Annotated in this window: 1 pseudogene; it reads right to left on the minus strand. The window is 51.0% G+C overall.

Annotated features, from left to right (window positions below):
* Window positions 1-168: pseudogene (locus LI126_RS16265) on the minus strand (phosphate acyltransferase PlsX); the annotation flags it as partial.
* Window positions 169-208: the final 40 nt, after the last annotated feature.

A 208-nucleotide genomic window follows, 5' to 3' on the forward strand; every position in this document is an offset into this window, starting at 1 on the left:
CTCGGGACTGAAGTAGTCAACGGCTTCTTTTATAATGCTGGTCTGGATCATGGTGCGAATCTGGCCAATCGTATTCTTGACTGCAACCGCATCCGCAGAGCCATGCGTCTTAACGACTGGCGCCTTCAAGCCAAGCAGTACGGCCCCGCCATAAGTCGAAGTGCTCATCTGCTTGGCAATGTTTTTAAAGACGGGCTTTAAGAACAGG

The sequence above is a fragment of the Mediterraneibacter sp. 210702-DFI.5.30 genome (assembly GCF_020560115.1).
Lineage (GTDB): Bacteria > Bacillota > Clostridia > Lachnospirales > Lachnospiraceae > Mediterraneibacter > Mediterraneibacter faecis.